We start from the raw sequence: 15,914 nt of genomic DNA, 5'->3' as shown, positions 1-15,914 counted from the left end.
ACCAAATCCCCCAAGCGCTATCACTCACCGGATATAGATCCGGCGGCCGGCGACATGGCCGGATGCGGCCAAGATCGCGGGCTTGTCGGGACGTGCCTCCCGTGTCACTTTGATCATGTACCCGCCGGTGATCTTCGGGAGGCCCGGAGCATGACGCACGGCACCGGAGCATGACCCGGGCAACCGCAGCATGACCCGCGGCGCCCGCCCCCTCGACCCGCCGTCCTTCCTCCGCCTCGACCCGCCCGAACTCGACGGCGGCGACCTCGTCGTCCGCGCCCGGCCGACCGCGTCCCGCGCCCGGACCCGCACCAGCCCCTCCGCCCCGCTCGCCTACCTCTACGAGGCCCCGGACGAGCACGAACCCGAGCACACCACCCGACTCGCGGCCGGCCACTACGACACGACCACGCTCACCTGGTCGTTCTCCGGCGACATCCCGGGGATCATCGGGCTCACCGAGCCCACCTCCCCGTAGCGGCCCCGCGCACGAGTGTCCGGCAACCCCCGTCCCGAAAGGCACAGCCATGCCCGGAACCCTGACCAGGCCCGCCCTGCGCACGACGCGCGCGTTCATCTCACCCGACCACGCCGGCTTCGACCCGGCGGCGGTCCCGACCCCGGACGGCGACGAGCGGCCGTTCGGCTACGCCTACTCCACCCCGTGGGGGACGCCCGACGAGGGCGCCCCGGCCGCCGACCCGCAGGCGGGGCACTACGACCCCGCCACCCAGACCTGGGTCGGCCCCAACGGTGAGGACATCACCGCGGGGTACAGCTCGTACACCGTCACCGGCTCCGGCCAACCGCCGTGGGGCGACAAGATCCTCGACGATGTGTGCGCCTGACGAGTGAGCGACGATCGGCCAGAGGTCCTGATCCTCACCCAGGACTTCGACCCGACGGTCGACCCGGTCGTCCGAAGCCTCACGGCCAAGGGCGCCCGGGTCTTCCGGGTCGACACCAGCTACTTCCCGCGCCGGCTCAGCTTCGCCACGTCCGACTTCGACGGGACCGACCGGGCCGTCATGCGCCACCATGACGGCGAGGTCGACCGGGAGGTCGACCTCGGCGCCCTGTCCGGCGTCTGGTACCGGCGGCCCACGGCGTTCGAGTTCGGCGACGACATGGGCGAGGCCGAGCGCGAGTTCGCCCGCTACGAGGCGCTGCACGGCGTCGGCGGCATCTTCCGCTCGACCGACTGCCTGTGGATGAACCGCCCCGACCTGGACGCGGTCGCCGACCTGAAGCCCTACCAGCTGAAGCTCGCCAAGAAGGCCGGCCTGCGCGTCCCGAGGACGCTGCTGACCAACGACCCGGACGAGGTCGCGCGGCTGGCGAAGCAGGAGGGCGAGGGGAGCCTCGTCTACAAGTCGCTCAGCGGCGGCGTGATCCACTACCCGGGCGCGTTCCCGTCCGGCCTGTTCACCGCCGTGCTGGGCGAGGAGATCGACGAGCACCTGCCCCGCGTCCGGCACACCATCTGCCAGTTCCAGGAGTACATCGAGAAGGCGTACGAGGTCCGGCTCACCGTCATCGGCGACAGCTACTTCCCCGTCGTGATCGACTCGCAGGGCGCGGAGCGGACGAAGGTCGACTGGCGGGCCGACATCCAGATGAACTACGGCGACTACCGGCCGCTGCCGGAGGACGTCGTCCGCCGCACCCGGGCGCTGCTGGACGAGCTCGGGCTCGTGTACGCCGCCGTCGACTTCATCGTCACCCCGGACGGCGAGCACGTGTTCCTGGAGTCCAACCCCAACGGCCAGTTCATGTGGATGCAGAACGACCTCGGGCTGCCGATGAGCGACCGCATCGCCGACCTGCTGATGAACGGCCACGCGGGCCGGCGCGGTGAAGTGGAGCAAATCGGCTACTGATGGACGATCCACCGCCCGTCACCGCGGCCGAGTGGTCGCAGCCGCCGCAGGTCGGCCTGCGGCGGCTGCCCCGCCTCGTCTGGGGCGCCGTCCGCCTCGCGGCGTCGGCGGCGCCCCGCGAGTACGCACTCATCACGGGGTTGCAGGCCGTCGCCGGCCTCGGCCTCGTGCTGCCGCTCCTCGGCGGGCGGCGCCTCCTCGACCAGGCGCTCGGCGGCGCCGACATCATCGACGTCCTGGTGCAGGGAGCGGTCGTCCTCGCGCTGACGGGCCTCATCGCCGTCGCGGTCTCGGTCGCGTCGTCGCGGGACGACGTGCTGAGCGAGCTGCTGAACCGGTACGCGATGGGCCGGATCCTGGACGTCGCTTGCACAGTCGACCTCGCGGAATTCGAGCGTCCTGCGTTCCACAACCGGCTGGAGCGCGCCTCGATGAGCGCTCGGATCCGGCCGCATCAGGTTGTCCAGGGGCTGGGGGCGCTGACCAGCGCGCTGATGGCCACTGCGGGTGTCGCGTTGGCACTCGCGGCGATCGAGCCGTGGCTTGTTCCGGCGACGCTGGCCGCAGGGGCTCCGCTGTGGCTGGCCGGGCTGAAGAGCGGGCAGGTGCTGTACGGCGCGCTGTTCCGGCTGACGCCCGCGGAGCGGGAGCGGAGCTATTTGCAGGACGTGCTGACCAGTCGCCGTTCGGCTGCGGAGGTTCGTGCGTTCGGCTTGGCCCCGCACTTGCGCGGACGGTGGGAGGCGCGCACTGAGGAGCGTCTCGAGGAGATCCGCCGCACGGTTCGGACCCGCCTGCGGATCACGTTGGCGGCGCGGTGCGTGAGCGGCGTCGCGCTCGGCGCGGTGCTCGGACTGCTGCTGGCGTACACGGCGACGGGCGGGATGCCGGTGGCCGACGCGGGCGCCGCCGCGACCGCCGTCCTGTTGCTGGCCGCGCGTCTTCGGATGTCCGCTGCGGGTACTGACCAGCTCTTCGACGCGGCGCCGTTCGTCCAGGACCTCACTTCGTTCCTGACCCCGCCGGAGCGTGGGCCGGCTGGCCCGCCGCCCCCGCCGTTCGGCGTGCTGACGGCCGAGAACTTGCGGTTTACGTATCCGTCGGCCGCGCGTCCTGCCGTGGACGGCGTCGATCTGAGGATCGAGGCGGGGCAGGTCGTCGCGCTGGTAGGCGAGAACGGGTCGGGCAAGACGACCCTGGCGAAGCTGCTGTCGCACCTGTACCGGCCGGAGTCGGGGCGGATTTTGTATGACGGCGTGGACGTCTCAGGCGCTTCTGCTGATGGCCTGCGCGAGTCGATCGCCGTGCTGTTTCAGGATTTCGAGCGCTACGTGCTCCCGGCGTCCGACAACATCGCGCTGGGCCGCCCGGAGGCGCCCGCCGACGCCGAGGCCATCTCGCGGGCTGCTCGCGCGGCCGGGGCGGACGGGTTCCTGCGCGGCCTGCCGGAGGGCTATTCGACCTTGCTCGGCCCCCAGTTCGCGGGCGGCACTGACCTGTCGGGCGGCCAGTGGCAGCGGGTGGCTCTGGCCCGCGCATTCTTCCGGGACGCTCCGTTCGTGATCCTGGACGAGCCGACCGCGACACTGGACGCCCGTGCGGAACACGAGTTGTTCGACCGCCTGCGGACGTTGCTCGCCGGACGGACCGTCCTGCTGATCTCGCACCGGTTCTCGACCGTCCGGATGGCGGACCACATCTATGTACTGGCGGACGGCCGCGTCGCCGAACACGGCACCCACGACTCGCTCATGGCCGCAGGCGGGCGCTATGCCGAGTTGTTCACGCTCCAGGCCGAGGCGTATCTCGACCCGTCCGACATACACAGCGCATGAGGATGATGGATTTCGCTATCACCGTCCTGTGATACCAAGTCGGCATGCGCGCGATCGACCTCCTCAACGGACGGCTGAAGCTCCGGCACCTGGTGCTCGTCGTCGCCATCGCCGATCACGGCAGCGTCCTGCGGGCGGCCGAGCACCTACACCTGGCGCAGCCCGCCGTCACCCGCAGCCTGCGCGAAGTGGAGGGCATCCTCGGCGTCGACCTGTTCACCCGAGGCCCGCGCGGCGTGACGCCGACGCTGTTCGGAGAGGCGTTCATCGAGCACGCGCGCGCCGTCCTGGCCGAACTCCGCCGCGCCGGCGACCGCATCACCGGCCTGGCAGACGGTGAGGTCGGCACGGTCACGATCGGCACTCTCCTGGCGGGCTCGAACGTCCTGCTCCCCCGCGCGATCGCCGCACTCAAGAAGGACCGGCCGGGCATCACGGTCATCGTCCAGGAGGCGACGTTCGACGCCCAGGTGCCGCGCCTCCTGGACGGCGAGATCGACCTGATCCTCGGCCGCCTCAACCCGATCGACGACCTGCGCGGCCTCCGCCAGCTCACTCTCTACGGCGAACCAGTCCTCCTGGTGGCCCGCCAAGACCACCCGGCCCGCGCCGTTCCCGACCTCGCGCTGGCCGATCTCCTGGCCTACCCTTGGGTGCTCCCCCTAGAGCAGACGGCCTTGCGCACCGAACTGGAGCAGGTCTTCCGCGCCTCGGGCCTGACGCTCCCCGACAACCTGGTCGAGTGCACGTCCGTCCTGACCGTCCGGACCTTGGTCCGCGACACCGACATGATCGCCGCGCTCCCGGAACTGGTGGCCCGGACCGACGCCGACATAGCGCCGCTGCCCGTCCCGCTGGAGACGGTCCGCCGCCAGGTCGGCGTGACGCTCCCCGCGGGCCGCACCCCGACGCCATCGGCCCGCCTGATGCTCGACCACCTCGAACGCGAGGCGGCGGCACTCACCGCCTGATCAGGCGCATCAGCTCCGTGCTCACCCGCGACTCGGGGTCGGCGAGATCGAGAACGACGTCGAAGTGGTCGCGACCGGGGACGATCATCAGCTCACCCGCGCCCCACTGCGGCTGGAACAACTTCGACTGCTCTAGGAACCCATCTCCGTCGTCCTCCCCCGCCACGAAGACCGCCGGACACCGGTAGTCGGCGTCCAGCAAAGCAGGACTCAGCGCCGCAGCCCGTTCCAGATCAAGCTTCACGTACTCGTTGACGTACACACGAGTGATCGGCCGGATGTCGAACAGCCCGCTGAACGGCATCGCGGCCTTGACGACGTCCTGTGGAAGCCCCAAGGCGTCCTGCCAGCCGCCGACCATCGTCATCCCGGTCAGATGGCCACCCGCCGAACTACCGCCCACCACGATCCGCTCGGGATCGAGGCCGAACTCCCGTCCGTGCCGGTACACCCACGCCACGGCCGCCCGCACCTGCCGGACGATCTCCTCAAGCGACGCCTCCGGCGCCAGCGTGTAGTCGGGCACCACGGTCGCGACGCCCTGCTCGTACAGGGCGCGTGCCATGAAGGACGACACGTCCCGCGAGAGCGCCATCCAGTAGCCGCCGTGTACGAAAAGGAACACGGGCCGCAGGCCGTTGTCCTCGGCCCCCCACACGTCGAGCCGCTCGCCGCTCGCCTCGTCGTAGACGATCCCCGGATGGCCGGGAAGCCCGTCCACGGCCTGCTCCGAGAGCTCCCGGTACCGCACCATGTGCCGCTCGAAGAGCTCCGGCCCGGCCTTCCTCCGCACGTTGTAGGCGACGTCCAGTTCCTCGTCGCTGAGCCCGCTCCCCGGCCACTCATCTAGATCGTTCACGCACCCACCCTCCTCCCACCCCGCACCGCCGGGCAAATGCCGATTCACCCGGCGGCTATCACCACTCTGCTATCCGCTCGCCACCTCGAACCACACGGAGACCCCGTCCTTGCCGTCGACGATCCCCCACCGGTCGGCGAGCCCGTCCACGATCATGAGCCCCCGCCCGGACTCGCTCAGCTCGGCCCGCTGAGCCGGCACGATCGGCCGCGCCCGCGCGCCGCCCTCGTCCTGGACCTCGACCCGCAGCCGAGTGGCCGAGACGAGCACGGACACCCGCACCCCACCGCCGGGCAACCCGCTTTGGGTATGGCGGACGGCGTTTGTCGCGATCTCGCACACCATCAGGTCGACGTCGTCCAGGTCGAACGAGTGCTGAACCCCTTCCAGCGCCCGCCGCACGTACGCACGAATGTCCCGCACGCCGAGCCCCTCGCTGGACGACAGCCGAACGTCCCTCCGCTCCCAGACGATCACGACGACACCCCCGCGATCCGCCGAGCGGCCAGCCGCACCGACTCCGCCGGGACCTTGCAGGCCGCGTCCCACAGGTAGGCCCACCGCCCGTCCCGCTCCTGGACGCCGAGCACCGCCAGCGACCGCCGCCGCGCGACGAGCGGCACCGAGAGCACGGGCTCCGCCGTGGCGTCGAGGTAGAGCACGGACCCCTGCCCGACCTCCCGCAACGCCCACATGAGCCGAACCAGCACCCGGAACCGCTCCAGCGTCACCCCGTCCCGCCCCAGCCCGCCAGGCACCTCGCGCTCCGGGGGCTTCGATAGATTGCACACAGTCCGACTCCTTTCCAGTCGGGCGAGGCCCTGGGACGCGGTGAGCCACCACCGGCCCAGGGCCGTTCGGGTTTCGGCTGCACACACTCCGCAACCAATGGAACACTGTCCACGCATGAACAGAGCATCTGCAACATACAGATGCAAGATACTGATCACAAGGGGTATCGACATGACTGCGCGGAGTGCACCCACCGTGAAGCGTCGCCGTCTGGCCGCTGAGCTGCGCCAACAGCGGGAGCGGCTCGGTCTCACCATCGAGGAGGTGGCTGAGAGGCTCGAATGGTCTACCGCCAAGGTCAGCCGGATCGAGAACGCTCGAGTCGGCGTCCTACCGCGCGACGTCAAGTACCTGCTCAACGTCTACGGCGTGGAGGGAGAGGCAAGAGACGTCCTCATGGCCCTGGCGCGCGAGGCACGCCAAAAGGGCTGGTGGCACAGCTACGGCGAAGCCATCCCGGCATGGTTCGAGGTCTACGTAGGGCTTGAGTCCGACGCGGCGACCATGGATCAATACGACACCGAACACGTCCCCGGCCTTCTCCAGACGGCCGAGTATGCGCGAAGCCTCTTCGAGGCGTTCCCGATCGACGACGAGACCGAGATCGAGAAGCGCGTTGAACTCCGCATGGCGCGCACCGAGTACCTCACGTCGGACGATGGCCCAAAGTTCTGGGCAGTCCTCAACGAAGCCGTCATCCGCCGCAAGGTCGGCGGCAGCCGGACCATGCGGCAGCAGCTCCGCCACTTGGGAGAGATGGCGAAGCTTCCCAACGTCACGCTTCAGGTGTTGCCGTTCGAGGCGGGCGCCCACCCAGCCATGAGCGGTTCATTCACGATCCTTGGGTTCCCAGAGCCATCAGACCCCAAGGTGGTGTTCATGGAGACACAGACAGGCGGCCTCTATCTAGAGAAGGCACACGAGATCGTCCGATATACGCTGGCATTTGACCACCTGCGCGCGGCAGCCTTGCGTCCAAGCGACTCACGGATACTGATCGCACGCGCAGCCGACGCTATGACGTGAAGCTCGTATCTATTGAAGGCAAGGAGATACGGAACCATGCGGACCCCCGACGCATCCCGCGCCACGTGGCGCAAGAGCACCTACAGCAACGGCGCAGGCGGTAACTGCGTGGAGATCGGCGACCTCACAGGAGCTATCGGAGTGCGGGACAGCAAGGTCCCCGACCACGGGCACCTCTCCCTCAGCCCCCAGAACTGGACCACGTTCGTGTCCAACGTACGAGACGGCCGGTACGACCTCCTGTGAACCTGGCCGTCTCCACGCCGACCACCCCACCCACATCCGAAGACACGGCATGGACGTCACCGACTTCTCACAGACGAGATGGCGGACGAGCACCCACAGCGGCCAGAACGGCGCCTGCATGAACATCCCCCACACCGCCGGTGCGGTCGCCATCCGCGACAGCAAAGACCCCAATGCTGGCCATCTCGCGGTGAGCCCCCAGGCATGGACCGCCTTCGTCAACCATGCACGCTCCGGGCACGACGACCGCTAGCCAACCACCGGAAGCGCCTCATGCACGCCAGCAACACCCCGCACTGCACATGGCGCAAAAGCACCCACAGCGGCGGCCTGGAAACTGTGCCGAGGCGGCCGACCCGCAAACGGGGTCGGAGTGGGCGGCTAGGCAATTTCCCGGTTCCGGGCAACTCGTTCCCATCATGGCCGCAGAGGCAGAGTTCATCACGGTAGTACAAGGCTGCCGACTCAACCCCTGACCGGCCCACTTTAATAAGGAACGCTTCGCCGACCATCGGAGAGCCGCCCCGGAGATTCCAACTATCGACGTCAAGTGTCAGTACGTCGACTACACCGATCGGGTTCCGTAGCACTTTCAGAAGTCAGTCGGCCTCCTGCACGTCCTCCCGCAACTCCTGTAGTTGAACTATTACTTCCTCCAGCACTTCCCTTAGGGAATGAAAGGCATTCTGAACGTTCCGCTCTCGAAAATTTCGGCCGCTGATCTCCACTTGCTCCACCAGGTCCTGCCAAGCGTCGCTGCAGCGATGGGTGCATTCCCAGGCCGCGAGCGCCAAGGCAGCCTGCTCTTTCGGAGAACGCCGAGAACCTTTAATAAGTTGCGAATACCAAAGTTTGAAGAGTGAACTTTCGGTAATGAATCGCCCGATTATTGCAGAAAAATCACGCCCCAAGAAATCCCACGCCAACATCCTGATGGCCAAATTGTACTCTATGGTACTACTTGGCTGAAAAAATTCACTTGGCGGCTCCCATTCATCCGGCAAATCTCCGAGCCACTCCCAGCCATCCGGATAGTTCGAATTCTCCGCCATCACCAGCACCTCCCACATCCGCGATCACTTCTCGCCGCCTAGCCATGATGCCTGAGCAGCCAGTTGGTCGCACGCCTTGTAGTTGTCGGAATATCCGACACACCGCCCGCGCGAAGCACCTGCGCACAGAAGGTAACACAACTCTGCGTGACTGGATCGTAGGGCGGATACTCACCTCTGGCAGTCTTCATCATCATAACCTCAATGTAAGCCATTGCCCCCCCTGGATTGGACAACGAAACCTTGACATTGATCGTTGTAGACGGGAGCGTCGACAGATCGAATTCTGCGACGCCGTTGGTGGGGACGTTTACGCCACCCGTCTGCTCAACATGGATCAGCTCATCCCCATTGCGGACTGTGATAAGCGCATGCTGGTTAACGGGATCCAGATGGACCGTCGCTTCTCCGCAGTTGTGGACGAGGACCGGGGTGTCGCCAGGTTCCACATAGTACGTGTGGTAGGTGGCAACTGTGAGGTTGTGGACGCGCTGGTGCTGGGTCCAGGTCTTGGTTGCGGTGAGTTGGACGTGGGTGCCGGCGCTGGTGCGGAGCCACATGCCGGGCTTGAGTTTGCCTGCGTCGATCCATTTGCCGGCTGCGGGGACCCAGAAGGGGTGGTTGTCGGTGGCGATCAGTGCGCCGGTCTTGTCGACGTGGTCGCCGTCGGTGTCGATGGTGAGTTGGACGAGGTGCTTGGCTCCGGTGCGGGTGATGGTGGCGAGGACGGGTTGGGGTGCGGTCTTGCCGGTGGTCGGGTCGGTGGCCAGGACCTTGTCGCCGACCTCGATCTTGTCGATCGGTTTGGCTGATCCGTCGGCCATCAGCACAGCGGTGCCGGGCACGAAGCTGCTGACGCGGCAGGCTCCGCCGCCTGACGCGGGTGCGTCATCTGCTGCTTTCGCGGGGTTCTTGGCGGCCGCTGGCGCTGTCTTTGCTGCGCTGCCGCCGCGGCCTGGTGAGCCGCCCTTGGCTCTACCTGCGAGCTTTTGGATGATCTTGGGGGCGACTCTCTTGAGTAGCGGGGCCGCGACTTTGGCGACTTTCGCGCCGGTTATGGTTAGGCCGACTTCTATTACTGCGCCGGTGAGGCTGGCTTTGAAGCCGCCCAAGAGGGTTTGCTGGTCGGCGGGTGTGTTCTGGTGATAGCTGACTGCTCCGTAGACCCATCCGGCGACGGCGGCGCAGCCGACGGTTCCGGTGCCACTGGTTGCGGCTAGGCATATGCCGCCGGCTGCGAGTCCGGCGATCGTGGCCTGGTGTTTCTTCAGGAAGCCGCCGACCTTGCCGACCTTGCAACTCCAGCCGCAGTGTTTCTTGACCGGTACCGACTTTGCTCCCACGCTGCCATTGCAGCCGACCCAGCAACCACCACCCGAGGGGATGGACGGCACGACGTAGATCGTCCCGCCGCCCCCATACTTGAAGTTGTTGCGGTGCTGGTTGTTGATGTCTTCGCGTTCGGTCCTATTGGAGTTGGGCAGGGTGCCGTGTGCCCCGCCGTCGAGGAGCATGCCGGTGGGGTCGGAGTGGTCGATGGGGTTGTTGCCGGCGTAGGAGTAGCCGTTGGCGGTGAGGGGGTCGCCGCCTCCGGTGATCGGGTCGGCGCTGAGGAAGCGGCCGGTGACGGGGTCGTACTCTCGGGCGCCGAGGTGGGTCAGGCCGGTGGTGTTGTCCTTGGTGCCGCCGACGTAGCCCTTGTCCATGAGGGCGGGCCAGGTGCCCATGGGACTGCCGCGTTCGGCGCCGAAGGGCGCGAACCGGCGGACGCTCCAGGTGTTCTGGTCGACGGCGTTGACGGTGGTGTCGGCGCTGCCCTGGTAGTCGGGGATGAGGAACTGGATGGTCGAGCTGGAGGTGCCGGTGCGGTAGGCGATGGTCTGGCCGGCGTGGCTGTAGTAGCGAGTCGCGGTGACGGTTCCGCTGCTGGAGACCTTTACCTCTTGGCTGGCCAGGTACAGCGTCGAGCCGTTGGTGTCTTTGCGGATGAGACGGTTGCCCGCGGCGTCGTAGATGAAGCTGGCCAGTTCCTTGCCGGAGTCGTCGGTGACCTTGGACAGGTTGCCTTCGGCGTCCCAGACGAGTTTCTGGCCGGGGCGGGTGAGTGTGTTGCCGACCTGGTCGTAGGTGTACAGGTCAGTGGTGCTGGTGGTGCCGTCGGTTTCGGTGAGCGACTTCAGCGCGTGCGGGCTGGTGACACCGCTGTCGCCGAGAGGGGCGGGATAGGTGTATGTGCGAGTCTTGTCGGCGGTGGGGCCGCCGGCGAAGGAGTGCTGGACCTCCTTGGTGCGGTTGCCGACCTTGTCGCCGTGGTTGCCGTTGGGGTCGTACTCGTAGCTGGTCCAGTAGGGAGCGGGGCCGCCGATAGTGGTGGCGGTCGGGGCGGCGGTGCAGTCGGTGTTGGTGGTGGACCAGGCTTCGGTCAGCCGCTGGGCGTAGTCGTAGGTGAAGCACTGCCGATCGGCGGGTTTTCCGGCTGCATTGGTCAGAATCGACCTGATGGAACCGGCGTCGGTGTAGTCGTACTTGGTTTCCAGATCGAAGGTGGCGGTCGAGGCCTGGCGTTTGACGGTGGAACGGGTCAGGCGGTTGGTGGCCGGGTCCCGGTCGAAGGTCTGCCAGAGGAACTTGTCCGACACCGCTGCCATGGCCAGCTGGGTGATATCGCCATGGCCGTTGTAGGTGGTGTCGGCGACGTAGGCGGCGAGGCCGTGCGTCCATTCGGGCAGGCCGGCGTCGTTGTACTCGGTGGTGACGTTCTCAGTGGGGAGTCCCGTGCTCCCGCCGACCGCCGGGTAAGAGGTGGTGAGCGGGGAGCCGTTGAAGTTGTAGGACTGTGTGGTGGTGTAGGTCCCGGCGAGCGCTCCCTGGGACGCGGGGATCGTGACGGTCGTTCCCTCGGCGTTGTAGAGCCCGTCGTAGCCGGTGATGGCGGTGGTGTACTTGTCGGTGCCGATGTGGCGGGTGGAGGTGGCGGGCAGGCCCTTGGCGTAGGGGACGGTGTCGTAGGTCATGGAGGTCAGCGGCGTGCTGCCGTTCTTGACCTCCAGGGGGCGGCCGAGCTTGTCGTAGGTGCGGTTCAGCGTGGTGCCGCGGGCGTCGGTACTGGTGGCGACCTGGTCGAAGTGGTCGTAGGTGACGGTCGAGGTGCCCTTGTCAGGGGTGGTGCTCGTGACGGGGCGGCCCTGGACGTCGTAGGTGGTCTTCCAGACGTTGCCGGCGGCGTCATAGGACTCGGCGGGGCGTCCGGCGCCGTCGTAGGTGATGGTGGTCGCCAGGTAGGGGCCCGTCAGATTGGCGGTCTTGTACTGGCGGGTTTCGACCGTGCGGCCGAGGGCGTCGGTGAGGGTCGCCGAAGGCATCGCACCTGAGGGCGGGATGACGGTGGTGCGCTCGCCGTCGTACCGGTTGGTCGTGGTCCATTTCTGGGTGGAGTAGCTGTAGAGCGTGGTGGTCAGGATCCGCTCGGCGCCGTCGTAGGTGCTGAGGGTCTGGCTGGGGATCTGGTTGTCGTCGGCTGTGGTCAGCACACCGGACGGGTCACCTGTGAGCACGTAGGCTGCGTTGGTCTTGAAGACCAGGCCGCGGCTGTCGTACTTGGTGTCGGTGACGATCCGGCCGCCGCCGACGGCCTCGTTCTGTGACTGGCGAGGCCGCAGCAGGCCGTCGAGCAGGTCGACAGAGGTTTCGTAGGTGGCCGGGTCATCGTTGGTGAGGGTCTTGGTGGTGACCGAGACCGGGTTGCCGTCGGTGGGGAAGGTGTAGGTGTAGATGGTGGAAGGCCGATCGGGGTGCCTGCTGCGCATGTTGTTGGGCAGCCAGGCCCGAACGAGACGGCCGAGTCCGTCATACTCGCCTTCACCTACGCGGCCGTTCGGGTCGGTGACCTTGGTGGGGGTGCCGCGGGCAGGGTTGTACTGGGTCGTGGTGGTGAATCCGGCCGGTGTGGCACCGCCGACACTGACCGGCGGAGTGGTGAGGGTGCTGGATTTCAGCCAGCCCTCGGGGGCGTTGGTGTAGGTGGAGGTGGTGGTGCGGTCGTCGTCAGGGGTGGCAGGGTCACCGACATCGGTGGTCTCCAGAACACGGCCGTACCCGTCGTAGGTGGTGGTCACGGCGGGCACCATGGTGGAGCGGCCGCCCGAGACACCGGTGGCCTTTTCCGTACGGGTGACATTGCCGACGGTCGGGTAGGCGCCGTATGCCTTACCGTCATACATGATCTTCGTGTCAGAGATCATGTCGGCGGGGACCAAGTTCGGTTCGTGACTGGCGTCGTTGTCGCAATCGACCGCTACCGAAAGGTTGCGGATCGGCTGGGACTGGATCGCGCCGGCGGGCGCCGCGCCGCTGGGGAAGACGGTACGGGTGCAGGTGTCGTCGGCGGCGGTGGTGACGTCGCCTTCGTTGTCGACGGCGACGGTGCGGCCCAGCGAGTCGTAGTCGAAAGTGGTCTCGGTGTTGAAGTCTGTGCCGTCGGCCTTGCGCGATCGGCCCTTGGTCCACTGCGGTTGGACGCGTCCGCCGTCAACGGTGATGTCGTCGTCAGAGTTGGTGTCGTGGAAGGTGCGGCTGATGGTCTTGGTCCACTTGGGCCTCGACACGCTCGCGGAGACTTCGGCGGCGTCGGTGAAGGCGCCGTTGAAGGTGCGGGTCTCCAGGACGGCGCCGGCGAGCGGATCTAGGTCGCTGATCCCGCCGAGCAGGTTTTTGGAGTCGGTGACCGTCACGCTCTGGCGCGGGTTGCCTTTGCCCTGGTAGTTGCCGTCCATTCCGCGGGCATAGGTGGTCTCGGTGCGCGACTGCTGTTCACCGTTCTGACCGTCGCCGGTAACGGTGCGGACTTTGGCATAGCCGCGCCACTGCGACCAGGTGCGCCATTTGTCCTTGGTCATCCCGTCGTCCTCGGCGTACCGCCAGGCGGCGTCGCCGAGGTAGGTGTAGCGCGTGATTTGAGACCTGGACTGGCCGGTGTTGTCGGCCTCGATGATGTAACTGGCGACATACTTGTGGTACCAGTCGTTGACCAGCGTGCCGTCAGGTTGTGTCCACTTCACCGGGAAGCAGCGTTTGGTGTTGCTCTTTGGATCGGGCATGCCGCCGGCCGAATAGACGCACTCTCCGGCCGGTGTGGGGCTGGCGTACGGATCGGAGTAGCCGACGCTTGTGGTTCCGCCAGTGCCGTTGTCGATCCCGACCAGGCGGGGCCGGTCGTACCCGGGCAGGGCGTCCACTCCGGTGCCGGACCGTCCGGTGATCACCCGGTTGGTCATGAGCTGGCCGAACAGGGTGATGCGCGGCGCCTGGGTGTCGCTGCCGTCGTAGCCGGTCTGGTCGATGGTGTGCAGCCAGAGCGCGCCGTTCTGGTAGGTCTGGCCAAGGTCCCAGCTGTCGACGATCTTGTAACCGGGGTCCTCGGTGGCGACCGTCCCGTCTTTGCGGAGCTTGGTGGTGATCTTGGTCAGGCGTTTGCGGTTGAAGAACGTCGGCGAGGTCTTGCCGTAGCCGCAGGTTTCACCGCTGTCGCAGATCCGGTCGTCGGGCAGGTCCGTACGTGACGCAACGGAGAAGCGGACGCGGGCGGTGGCCGGAGTGGCGTAGGTAGAGCCCTTGCGCTGACCATAGTCGATGCGGCTCAGGTAGCCGCCGGAGTCGTAACGGGTCCCGCCGGTGGTCTGCTGATAGCGGGTGTAGTGGTTGGCTTCTTTCTCGTAGAAGTAGGTGATGGTGCTGTTGTGCGGATCGACGACGTGGTCGAGGTTCCATCGCCACGCCTGCTGGCACCAGGCGTCCTTGAATGTGCTGTCGTAGCAGGGTTCGCCACTGCTGTCCCCGAAGACCGGGACCGTCCAGGTCGAGTCGGTCTCCTTCTCCCCGCTCTCCCAGTCGTCGGGACGGTTGATGCCGAAGTAGTACTCGACACCGTCCAGGTCAGTCAGCTTCCAGTACTCACCGTTGTCGTCGCCGTTGGTGGCGCCTGTCAGCCGCTCGATGGTGGAGCCGTCGTCGTTGCGTGGACGCCAGGTCTGAGCAGCGCTGTCATACAGCAGTTCGGTGGAGCGTCCGTTCAGGGACAGCACCGCGTTGTGACGGCCCCAGCACAGGTCGCCGGAGGCGTGCCCGGCATCAATGCACGGCTTGTACTTGCGTTCGATGAAGCCAGGCCAGTAGTCGAAGCCGTCGCCGATCCAGGAGGCCTGGGAGTTGTCGGCGGCGGTCTTGCCGTCCACCGCCCCGGAACTGTAGGCGACTGTGACCTCGGGCATCAGCTCGCCGGGAACTGGCGGCAACCGCATCGGATAGCTCCAGGAGAACTCTCCGGTGTTGCTGCCCGCGTTCCAGTTGGATGCCGGCGACAGACTTGTGGCGCCCCAGTCACCGGTCGGGCCGGACGGGCCCGCCTCGGCGGCCAACACCGTCGCCTGCCCGGTCGCAGCGGTGCCGGTCTGCGCGGATCCGTCGGTCACGGTGACATCGGCAGACAGTGTCGCGGTCTTGGTGTCGTTGACCGTGGGCAGGACGGTGCGCTGGCGGCAGTTCGCCTGTTCGGGGGTGCTCAACGCGCACGCCGGTAGTTTCACTAGGCGCAGCCGGGACGCCCAATCGCCACCGTGGGCGTCCTTGAACTGCGCATAGGAGAGCCCGACTCTGACAGTTCCCGCCTGCGGGGCGGATACCGCCATGACTGCCTCAGTGCGTGTGGCCTTCGCGGTCTTGCGGTCAGCCATTTCCACGTGCACGCGCGGCGGCACCGCCGAGCGGGCCGTTCGCTCGCCCTTACGGGCGGCTGGTGCGCCCGCCCAGACCGGCAGCTTGCCGGCCCGCGCCCATCCGCTGGAGGCTTGACCGTCCTTGCTCTTGCCGGCCTCCAGCGTCGACAAGTCCGCAGTGCCCTGCCCAGGCTCCGGCCAGGCCGGAGCAGGAGGCTTGGACGTGATCGGTGTGCCGGCCGTGCCCGGAAGCTTGCTCTCCCGGACTTTGACGGCCTTGCCCTTTATCCGCGCAGTTTTCTGGGTGGCGGGACGACGGTCAGTCCCGTCCTCCGAGAGTTTGGGCCGCACCGCCGCAGCCGCCTCGCCCGCCACTCCGGCAAGCAGAGCCAGGGCGAGCATGACCGCCACAGTGGCGATCAGCCCATGCGCCCGGCCCAGCGCACGCAACACACCTTTCACAGACGCCTCATCTCCGTCGAAGGCACCTCGGTTGCCACGGCGCTTGCTGGCCGGGCGGTTGAACAAGCTCTAATCGACTTT

At 67.2% G+C, this 15,914-nt stretch carries 13 protein-coding genes; 8 read left to right on the top strand and 5 right to left on the bottom strand.

Features of this window, described 5'->3' with window-relative positions; genetic code table 11:
* Window positions 1-190: 190 nt before the first annotated feature.
* From HUT06_RS18730 to HUT06_RS18710, 5 genes are read left to right on the top strand one after another with little or no spacing between them, the layout of a single operon-like run.
* Window positions 191-478 carry a hypothetical protein gene (locus HUT06_RS18730; protein ID WP_176196921.1) on the top strand — a complete coding sequence of 96 codons (288 nt, stop codon included), beginning with the start codon at window positions 191-193 and terminating at the stop codon, window positions 476-478.
* Between the two features lie 49 nt (window positions 479-527).
* Window positions 528-848, top strand: a complete 321-nt coding sequence (locus HUT06_RS18725; protein ID WP_176196920.1) for a hypothetical protein — start codon at window positions 528-530, stop codon at window positions 846-848.
* Between the two features lie 3 nt (window positions 849-851).
* Window positions 852-1,880 carry an MvdC/MvdD family ATP grasp protein gene (locus HUT06_RS18720; RefSeq protein WP_176196919.1) on the top strand — a complete coding sequence of 343 codons (1,029 nt, stop codon included), beginning with the start codon at window positions 852-854 and terminating at the stop codon, window positions 1,878-1,880.
* Entirely contained in the window at window positions 1,880-3,715 is a 1,836-nt protein-coding gene (locus HUT06_RS18715) for an ABC transporter ATP-binding protein (RefSeq protein ID WP_176196918.1), read from the top strand. Before HUT06_RS18720 ends, HUT06_RS18715 begins: the two co-directional genes overlap by 1 nt.
* Window positions 3,716-3,759: 44 nt before the next feature.
* The gene (locus HUT06_RS18710) at window positions 3,760-4,686 is read left to right on the top strand and encodes a LysR substrate-binding domain-containing protein (RefSeq protein ID WP_176196917.1); all 927 of its coding nucleotides are present in this window, start codon (window positions 3,760-3,762) and stop codon (window positions 4,684-4,686) included.
* On the opposite strand, the gene HUT06_RS18705 is transcribed toward HUT06_RS18710, so the two are convergent.
* The 3 genes from HUT06_RS18705 to HUT06_RS18695 form a co-directional block, all read right to left on the bottom strand.
* Window positions 4,676-5,545 carry an alpha/beta hydrolase gene (locus tag HUT06_RS18705; RefSeq protein WP_254715264.1) on the bottom strand — a complete coding sequence of 290 codons (870 nt, stop codon included), beginning with the start codon at window positions 5,543-5,545 and terminating at the stop codon, window positions 4,676-4,678. The genes HUT06_RS18710 and HUT06_RS18705 overlap by 11 nt on opposite strands.
* A 69-nt stretch (window positions 5,546-5,614) precedes the next feature.
* Complete coding sequence (locus tag HUT06_RS18700) at window positions 5,615-6,022, bottom strand: ATP-binding protein (RefSeq protein WP_176196916.1); 408 nt, start codon at window positions 6,020-6,022, stop codon at window positions 5,615-5,617.
* A complete protein-coding gene (locus HUT06_RS18695; protein ID WP_176196915.1) occupies window positions 6,019-6,336 on the bottom strand; it encodes a hypothetical protein in 318 nt (105 codons plus the stop codon). The genes HUT06_RS18700 and HUT06_RS18695 overlap by 4 nt, the downstream gene beginning before the upstream one ends.
* A 115-nt stretch (window positions 6,337-6,451) precedes the next feature.
* Between HUT06_RS18695 and HUT06_RS18690 the strand changes: the two genes are divergently transcribed.
* From HUT06_RS18690 to HUT06_RS18680, 3 genes are read left to right on the top strand one after another with little or no spacing between them, the layout of a single operon-like run.
* Window positions 6,452-7,363, top strand: coding sequence for a helix-turn-helix transcriptional regulator (locus HUT06_RS18690; protein WP_254715263.1), 912 nt, complete (start codon window positions 6,452-6,454; stop codon window positions 7,361-7,363).
* Window positions 7,364-7,399: 36 nt separating this feature from the next.
* Window positions 7,400-7,609 (top strand): DUF397 domain-containing protein, encoded by a 210-nt coding sequence (locus HUT06_RS18685; protein ID WP_176196914.1) that lies wholly within the window; start codon window positions 7,400-7,402, stop codon window positions 7,607-7,609.
* Between the two features lie 49 nt (window positions 7,610-7,658).
* Window positions 7,659-7,862, top strand: coding sequence for a DUF397 domain-containing protein (locus HUT06_RS18680; RefSeq protein ID WP_176196913.1), 204 nt, complete (start codon window positions 7,659-7,661; stop codon window positions 7,860-7,862).
* A 346-nt stretch (window positions 7,863-8,208) separates the two neighbouring features.
* On the opposite strand, the gene HUT06_RS18675 is transcribed toward HUT06_RS18680, so the two are convergent.
* Both HUT06_RS18675 and HUT06_RS18670 read right to left on the bottom strand, forming a co-directional pair.
* Window positions 8,209-8,679 (bottom strand): hypothetical protein, encoded by a 471-nt coding sequence (locus HUT06_RS18675; protein WP_176196912.1) that lies wholly within the window; start codon window positions 8,677-8,679, stop codon window positions 8,209-8,211.
* A gap of 20 nt (window positions 8,680-8,699) precedes the next feature.
* Window positions 8,700-15,833, bottom strand: a complete 7,134-nt coding sequence (locus HUT06_RS18670) for a polymorphic toxin-type HINT domain-containing protein (protein WP_176196911.1) — start codon at window positions 15,831-15,833, stop codon at window positions 8,700-8,702.
* Window positions 15,834-15,914: the final 81 nt, after the last annotated feature.

This window comes from Actinomadura sp. NAK00032 (assembly GCF_013364275.1).
Taxonomy (GTDB): Bacteria; Actinomycetota; Actinomycetes; order Streptosporangiales; family Streptosporangiaceae; genus Spirillospora.
Note: the sequence above shows the minus strand (reverse complement) of the source record. Positions and strands in the feature narration are given on the sequence as shown.

Excerpts from the sequence above, each read along its gene's own strand:
- HUT06_RS18725 (WP_176196920.1), top strand. The coding sequence starts at position 528 with ATGCCCGGAACCCTGACCAGGCCCGCCCTGCGCACGACGCGCGCGTTC.
- HUT06_RS18690 (WP_254715263.1), top strand. The coding sequence starts at position 6,452 with ATGAACAGAGCATCTGCAACATACAGATGCAAGATACTGATCACAAGG.
- HUT06_RS18710 (WP_176196917.1), top strand. The coding sequence starts at position 3,760 with ATGCGCGCGATCGACCTCCTCAACGGACGGCTGAAGCTCCGGCACCTG.
- HUT06_RS18730 (WP_176196921.1), top strand. The coding sequence starts at position 191 with ATGACCCGCGGCGCCCGCCCCCTCGACCCGCCGTCCTTCCTCCGCCTC.
- HUT06_RS18715 (WP_176196918.1), top strand. The coding sequence starts at position 1,880 with ATGGACGATCCACCGCCCGTCACCGCGGCCGAGTGGTCGCAGCCGCCG.
- HUT06_RS18675 (WP_176196912.1), bottom strand. The coding sequence starts at position 8,679 with ATGTGGGAGGTGCTGGTGATGGCGGAGAATTCGAACTATCCGGATGGC.
- HUT06_RS18680 (WP_176196913.1), top strand. The coding sequence starts at position 7,659 with ATGGACGTCACCGACTTCTCACAGACGAGATGGCGGACGAGCACCCAC.
- HUT06_RS18685 (WP_176196914.1), top strand. The coding sequence starts at position 7,400 with ATGCGGACCCCCGACGCATCCCGCGCCACGTGGCGCAAGAGCACCTAC.